This is a genomic window from Acidobacteriota bacterium (assembly GCA_016208495.1).
GTDB lineage: Bacteria > Acidobacteriota > Blastocatellia > Chloracidobacteriales > Chloracidobacteriaceae > JACQXX01.
The window spans coordinates 1-6,075 of the sequence record JACQXX010000042.1; the positions used below are offsets into that span (position 1 = coordinate 1).

The 6,075-nt window shown below is 49.1% G+C and carries 10 protein-coding genes; 2 read left to right on the forward strand and 8 right to left on the reverse strand.

From position 1 onward, the window contains the following. Nucleotides 1-141: 141 nt before the first annotated feature. Nucleotides 142-750 (reverse strand): hypothetical protein, encoded by a 609-nt coding sequence (locus tag HY774_07150; protein MBI4748250.1) that lies wholly within the window; start codon nucleotides 748-750, stop codon nucleotides 142-144. A 238-nt stretch (nucleotides 751-988) separates the two neighbouring features. Between HY774_07150 and HY774_07155 the strand changes: the two genes are divergently transcribed. Together HY774_07155 and HY774_07160 are read left to right on the forward strand one after the other, a co-directional pair. Next, nucleotides 989-1,414, forward strand: a complete 426-nt coding sequence (locus HY774_07155; protein MBI4748251.1) for a hypothetical protein — start codon at nucleotides 989-991, stop codon at nucleotides 1,412-1,414. A gap of 321 nt (nucleotides 1,415-1,735) precedes the next feature. Next, nucleotides 1,736-2,161, forward strand: coding sequence for a hypothetical protein (locus HY774_07160; GenBank protein ID MBI4748252.1), 426 nt, complete (start codon nucleotides 1,736-1,738; stop codon nucleotides 2,159-2,161). 293 nt (nucleotides 2,162-2,454) lie between these two features. Here the strand turns inward: HY774_07160 and HY774_07165 are convergent, their stop codons facing one another. The 7 genes from HY774_07165 to HY774_07195 all read right to left on the reverse strand — a co-directional run bounded on the left by HY774_07165 (nucleotide 2,455) and on the right by HY774_07195 (nucleotide 5,914). Continuing rightward, on the reverse strand, nucleotides 2,455-3,402 hold the full coding sequence (locus tag HY774_07165) for a hypothetical protein (GenBank protein ID MBI4748253.1): 948 nt from the start codon (nucleotides 3,400-3,402) through the stop codon (nucleotides 2,455-2,457). Nucleotides 3,403-3,914: 512 nt separating this feature from the next. Then, entirely contained in the window at nucleotides 3,915-4,238 is a 324-nt protein-coding gene (locus HY774_07170; protein MBI4748254.1) for a type II toxin-antitoxin system PemK/MazF family toxin, read from the reverse strand. Then, entirely contained in the window at nucleotides 4,225-4,455 is a 231-nt protein-coding gene (locus HY774_07175) for an addiction module antitoxin (GenBank protein MBI4748255.1), read from the reverse strand. The genes HY774_07170 and HY774_07175 overlap by 14 nt, the downstream gene beginning before the upstream one ends. A gap of 82 nt (nucleotides 4,456-4,537) precedes the next feature. Then, a complete protein-coding gene (locus HY774_07180; GenBank protein MBI4748256.1) occupies nucleotides 4,538-4,867 on the reverse strand; it encodes a type II toxin-antitoxin system PemK/MazF family toxin in 330 nt (109 codons plus the stop codon). After that, nucleotides 4,852-5,109 carry an AbrB/MazE/SpoVT family DNA-binding domain-containing protein gene (locus tag HY774_07185; GenBank protein MBI4748257.1) on the reverse strand — a complete coding sequence of 86 codons (258 nt, stop codon included), beginning with the start codon at nucleotides 5,107-5,109 and terminating at the stop codon, nucleotides 4,852-4,854. The genes HY774_07180 and HY774_07185 overlap by 16 nt, the downstream gene beginning before the upstream one ends. Before the next feature lie 134 nt (nucleotides 5,110-5,243). Then, nucleotides 5,244-5,747: a hypothetical protein gene (locus tag HY774_07190; GenBank protein ID MBI4748258.1), complete on the reverse strand. Its 504-nt coding sequence runs from the start codon at nucleotides 5,745-5,747 to the stop codon at nucleotides 5,244-5,246. Further along, entirely contained in the window at nucleotides 5,744-5,914 is a 171-nt protein-coding gene (locus tag HY774_07195) for a hypothetical protein (protein ID MBI4748259.1), read from the reverse strand. The genes HY774_07190 and HY774_07195 overlap by 4 nt, the downstream gene beginning before the upstream one ends. Nucleotides 5,915-6,075 lie beyond the last annotated feature (161 nt).

Below are 6,075 nucleotides of genomic sequence, written 5' to 3' on the forward strand. Positions count from 1 at the left end.
CGGTACACTTCTTTGGTTCGGTCATGGGTTTCCTCTCGGTTTTTCATATTTCCTTAGGAAACCCTATACCGTCTTTCTTTTTCAAGTCTCTTATCCCTGTTTTCTTTTCTTTCCAAAGATCCGTTCTGCGACACGCTCTACTTAGCAATAAATAACATCCCACTGTTGCTCATCTTCATCCTTCCACGGCTGTAATCCCTGAAGATTACAACAGTACTCAAGTGATTCAAGCTCAGGAAAATTGAAGCTCCGGTGGGGATATCCTGGCTGATAAGCTCCCAGGTAGTACTGGTCTGAATTCGTTTGAGCAATCACAACCAGAACTTTTGTTCCCAGTTCTTTAGAAAGCTCCTCCGCCAGATTTCTCATTTCGGAGAAACAATTGTAGCAAATAAGGATCCATGGCTGTTGATAGGGTCTCACGGCAAACCTGGTTGGGACTTCCAAACCTTTTTCCAGACAGGCCAGATAAAATCCTCCTGGAAAACAGGGCAAGGTATTCTGGAACACCTGTTTAGTTGGATGGCACATTTCAAGGTACAAAGCCAACTGCATTTTGATTTTGTCTTCATCAAACGAGTGAACGTAAATTGCGGTGTGTGTTGACATAGTCAATGAATGGGGTTCTTTCAGGAGACGTTTACCGACAAACTGGACGTCGGGTCCACTTTCCGCTATTCCGCAAAAACCTATCCTAGAAATTAGCTTTTCTTTTGACAAGAAAGAATTAATTTTTGCGCAAGCAACCACATAAGAACTGGTTGAATCTTGGCAGGCACAATAAAATAAAGACTAAAAACTTGACCCGTGGGCCGACCTGATGTATATCAACTCGGCACATCAAAAATTAGATCTTCAATCACTTCTCACTACGGTTCCTGTTGGTCCCTGCCTCGATAAGCGCCGCATTCCCAATTTGATTTTCGTTTTGCTTGACTCGTTTCCGGCTTGATCCGGTCACGTCCAATTTGTGTTGAAGGAGATTCCCATGAAATCCCTGCCCCTGTTTGCGGCTTCAGTAGTGTTGTTGTTCGGCTTAACTGTCCCTCCCTGTCATGCTGGTTTGTCCGGTACCGTCTCACCAGCTTCACCAACCATCACCCAAAATGCCAATCTTGATTTCACCCTCGTCAACCGGACTGGTTACAGTATTAAAGCGGTCTACATTGGCGCCAGCGGGACTGGCGACTGGACCAAAGACGACGAAGTGCTCAAGGGAAGAACTTTCCGTAACGGAACCGCCCTTGATATTACGTTCCATCCCCGAGCCAGGGCTGAAGAGTGGGACATCATGGTCGAATGGTCCGATGGCTCGGGCAGTGAAGAATGGTTGGAACTGGACCTGACTGAAATCACTAAACTTACGTTGGTGTACGACGGGGAAAGAGATGTCACCAGCGTTATTATCGAATAACTGTCACTTCCTATCTATCCCCCTCAGAACCAACCTGACAGGTGGTTTCGAGGGCGATAAGTCGAGAAAGTTTTCCAAAACATTACGCTTGACCCAAACCAAACTCGATGGTAAAAGGGGTTTTGTCATCAAACCTTCCTGTTCTTAATCACTTCAGGAAGCCAGTGTTTTTAGGACCAAAACACTTCTTCTGTTTCGTGACTTCTCTCCCAGATACCCCCAACCCAGCCTTACAGGCTTGAGTCTATTTGTGTCTTTGCCCCCAACAGGACGTTGGAGGGTAGAGTCTCTGTGTTGTGTATTTTACCTTGAGGAGAATGTATGAAATCACGATTATTGTTTGCAGCAACCATTATCTTCAGCCTTGGATTAACCCTGAATCCCGTGTACGGCGCCTTCCCAACCCCTGCATCATTGACCCCTACGGTCACCATAGATAACCCAGCCCTTGATTTCACGATTGTGAACAAAACCGGCTATGGCATTAAAGCCCTCTCGATTGGGGCCACTGGTACAGGAGATTGGGCGCCGGAAGACGAAGTGCTCCACGGACGAGCCTTTGCCAATGGCTCAGCGCTGGAAGTCAAATTCCACCCCCGCGCAACAGCGGCCAAGTGGGATATTCTCGTCGTTTGGGCCGATGGGTCCGGCGGTGCCGAATGGGAGGGCCTGGACCTGACCACCATCAACAAACTTACGCTGGTGTATGATGCCGACTCTGACACAACCAGTGCCGAAGTCGAATAACCCCAGTCTTTTTTGTTCTTGACCTTTGAGTGATCGTTTTGTCCAGTTTCTCTTACAATGATAGCCGCCAGTGAGAAGGTGACGTGGCTCACCTCTCTGGCGGCCTTTTTTTCTGGCTAAATGCTTTACCGAAAATTTCCAGATGTTCTAATACCAGTTTGCAGTCAGTAGATCGTAGTCAGTAGTTCACTAACTTCAATTAATTGAATCATTTGACTATCCTTTAATACGATCACTTCATTCCAAAATGGTATAACCATGGAAAATACGGAAAACGCAGAAAGATCAGGCGCTTACCAGATGCGGAGCCAGGCTGGCAGACCGCCGTGGTAGAATCCGATCACGCTTTGTACGCTGGCAAAGAAAAACATCGAGGTCATCAGGTTAAATACAAATGTAACGCCTCCCCAGACGAGAGCTTCCCTGCCGGTCGGCTTGATCCGGAGCGTCAGGGCAACCGCACAGCCCTGCACCAGAAAAAATATCATCTGAAAGCCTTCGAGTCGCCCAATCACGATCCAAAATAAATACTCGTGAATCAGTCCTGATACCAAAAAGACACCAACAGTGGCCCGGATTGGACATCGCCGGCCACGCAGAAATTTAAAAACATCCTCGTGGAGAAACTGTCCGACCAGGCGATTGTACCGTCGCCAAAACTCGGCTGGGGTGCGTGCCATAATCGGCTGGTCACTAAAACTCACCAGGTACCCGCCAATAAGGCGTGTTGTGGCCACGCAGGTTTGAAAAAACGCCACGGCGAAGCCAAAAAACACGGTTGCTTTGAGGGCGTGTTCAAGCAGAAACGGAATCCCAGCCCAGTCGAATTTCAAAAGCAGTACCATGAGCACAGCCGCCGCCGCGGATCCAAAAATGCCAACGGCGAGGTTCCACAGGTTCTGGGAGGTTGTGGGCTGGCGTTCGTGGCCTTTTTTTCTCAAAACCAGCAGGAACAGATTCGCAAAGAAAGCGAGAAACTCCCTGAAGTGCGGACGCTCTCCATGAAGTGCCCCAACGTGGAGATCCCACATCTTCATCACCAGGAGCAACGCAAACCCGCTGGCCATAATCCGGGCTGGTCGGTGCTGGAGTGGAATCAACACCGGCGAGAGAGCAACCACCATTCCCAGCACCAGGAATGCCACCATTCGTCGCCGCTCACCCAAACGAAGCGCCGGAAAGAAGCACACCACGGCAATCAGTGCCATCACAACAGCGGAGAGTGACGAGATCAGCGTCATACTGGAATTCCTCCGAAAACTGCCCCTCGTCTCATGTTCATCCCAGAAGGCGAGTTCAGGTAAAGTGCGCTTCAAGGGCCATGCGAATCGGTTTGCAGATCAGTCTTTCCCAATACAACCACGTAAACTGTGATGAGTTATCTGGATGGAGCCTGGAATGAAGCTATTATCACTCATCATCACGACACGTGGGGCAGAGTTCGTCCTTAAGATCGTCGGTCAGCGTTCTACAGCATGAACAAATGCCGAAGACTTCGGCCAATCCATCAAGGATCTCACCACCATTACAGTCCCACCGACGACAGGCAGTGTCTATCATTTCAAGAATCAGCTTTCGGCTTCGGTCCTGGCCAAGTTGTGTAAAGACTCCTTCCTTATGAAGGAGGTGAAGACAATGATTTAACAGATAGCTTCCACTGTGATTGGACATGACGGCCTCCTGGAGGGAGCTGGAATCGGAGTACTCCTGAAAATTTATTCCAGTCCCGGTTGCTTTTTTCACTTCGATAGCCTTACGAAATGGCCAGTTGTGTCTTGATGGCCTGGATTATTTTGGCCATGTCCTGGCTGGAAAGCTTCCCTTCCAGTTTACTCAGCCGGGTCTTACTCACCGTTGTCAACTGGTCGGCCATTGCTTTTCGAGATTGTCCATTCAGGACGATCAGGGCTTCGCTCGGATAGAGGTTTTCAACGTTAGAAGTTAACGGTACAACCTGAAGCCGATTGAGATATTTATTGGACGCATCATTGCTGACAATCACAGCCGGTCTTTGTTTTTGGATTTCTCCACCAACTGACGGCTCAAAATTTACCCACCAAACCTCACTGCGCTTCATGGTCAACCTCACCCATGGTGCCTTCGATCCACTCTAAAGCTTCTTCTTCCCGGTGTGTATCCTGAGCCATTTGAGCATAAGCGGTTTCCAGGTCGGGATGGACCACGTGTGGCCGAACCAAAGTTTCAATGAACTGACTAATTTTGCGACGCCCAATGACCGCATGAAGCCCATCATAGACCTGTTCATCAATGGTAATTGTCAATTTCTTCTGCATGTTACACCTCAACACGTATTTATACGTGAAGAATAAGCGTTTTCAGCGAACAGTTCAATCTTTCGACAAACGTTGAATCAAATTATTCCGCAAACATCTCGGCCAGCGTCGTCAACACCTGGGTTTGGGGTTCACGGTCAAGTTGCCCCAGTTTTTTGACCAATCGGGTTTTATCCACGGTTCGAATCTGGTCGAGCACAATCAACCCCTTCTTCCCGTCGAATTCACACGTCACTCGCGTTGGATAGATGTTGCTGGCTGTCGTCATTGGAGCAACGATGACAGTTCGGATGAATTTGTTCATTTCATTAGGCGAAATGATGACACAAGGTCGGGTCTTCTGGATTTCGCTTCCGATGGTGAGATCAAGGCTGACGAGGTAAATATCAAACCGGTTCATTCCCAGACCCATTCTTCGTCATCCCAGGTGGTTTGACCTGAAGCGTGACGATCAATCAAAACATCATCGTTGCGCTGGGCCATTCCACGAAATGCCTGTTCCCAGTTTGATCGTGCGTGAGGAACCGGAGTAATCACAATTTGGCCATCCCGCACCTCAAGTTCCACTTCGTCGGTCATCTTGACCTGTTGAAGGAACAGCCTGGGAATCCGGACTCCCTGAGAGTTGCCGATTTTGACAATTCGCGTTCGCATACGTGTGGTTCACCAAAAGGAAATGGAAGACGTACTCACACTGTAATTACCAGCCTGCACGGTTGTCAATCTCAATGTTTTCAGCAGAAGAAAGACCCGATGGACACCACTCCAGTGCTTGTTTCCGCAGTTTCTCATTGGGTTGAAGATCGGTAGCGATTCAATTTTTCCTGGCGCTCTTCCACCATAGCACGGGGTTCATATCCTTCCAGCTTTTTGGCTTCTTCGGTAAAAACCAGTCGGAGCGCGTCCCATCCATACACCCGTTCCAAGGCTTCAGCCGATTCAAGCATGGTCAGGATGTGGGGCAGCTTTGGTTGGACATCTTCCCTGCGTCCGGCCAGATGGAGCAACGCCATGGTGTGGTAGAAATTCCATTCTTCCTGGCGGTTGACAATTTCCCACAGCCGTTCGGTTGAACTTTCCTCAATATCCTTGAAAAACGCTTTGGTCGCCCAACGTTCGGGAATCAACGCCAGCGCGCCACCAAGATACGCCCCCAGCAGACCGCCCAAAACCGCCCCACCCAGCCCAAAGTATTTCCACCCGATGTTGGCCATCAGAATGCCTCCGATGAAAACACCAACCAGGAACAGCAGGTGGAAACTGGTGATTCGGGTGTATTCAAGTCCGCTCATTGATCATTTCCCCGGTAAGTCTTTGAACAACGATCTCCGCCCGGATGGGCGCCGGAGAGTAGCCGGTGGGCAGCCTGCTTTGAGGCGCACCCACCGGAACACAGGTCGTGAAGCGTTTGCGCCCGGATGGGCGCTGGAACCAGATTATTCAATGAAGGTTTCGTCAAATTCAATACCACTCATTCTCAGGTGCTCATCGGCTAATACTTTGAAAAAGAAACAGGTCAGTCCTACGATAGAAAAGACAAAAAACAGAAGAGAAATCGGAGGGCTGACCTGTGAGAAAACCAAAAGAATGGGGACAAGGATGCCCCAAACCGGAATGTAG

Excerpts from the sequence above, each read along its gene's own strand:
- HY774_07155 (MBI4748251.1), top strand. The coding sequence starts at position 989 with ATGAAATCCCTGCCCCTGTTTGCGGCTTCAGTAGTGTTGTTGTTCGGC.
- HY774_07160 (MBI4748252.1), top strand. The coding sequence starts at position 1,736 with ATGAAATCACGATTATTGTTTGCAGCAACCATTATCTTCAGCCTTGGA.
- HY774_07165 (MBI4748253.1), bottom strand. The coding sequence starts at position 3,402 with ATGACGCTGATCTCGTCACTCTCCGCTGTTGTGATGGCACTGATTGCC.
- HY774_07170 (MBI4748254.1), bottom strand. The coding sequence starts at position 4,238 with ATGAAGCGCAGTGAGGTTTGGTGGGTAAATTTTGAGCCGTCAGTTGGT.
- HY774_07175 (MBI4748255.1), bottom strand. The coding sequence starts at position 4,455 with ATGCAGAAGAAATTGACAATTACCATTGATGAACAGGTCTATGATGGG.
- HY774_07180 (MBI4748256.1), bottom strand. The coding sequence starts at position 4,867 with ATGGGTCTGGGAATGAACCGGTTTGATATTTACCTCGTCAGCCTTGAT.
- HY774_07185 (MBI4748257.1), bottom strand. The coding sequence starts at position 5,109 with ATGCGAACGCGAATTGTCAAAATCGGCAACTCTCAGGGAGTCCGGATT.
- HY774_07190 (MBI4748258.1), bottom strand. The coding sequence starts at position 5,747 with ATGAGCGGACTTGAATACACCCGAATCACCAGTTTCCACCTGCTGTTC.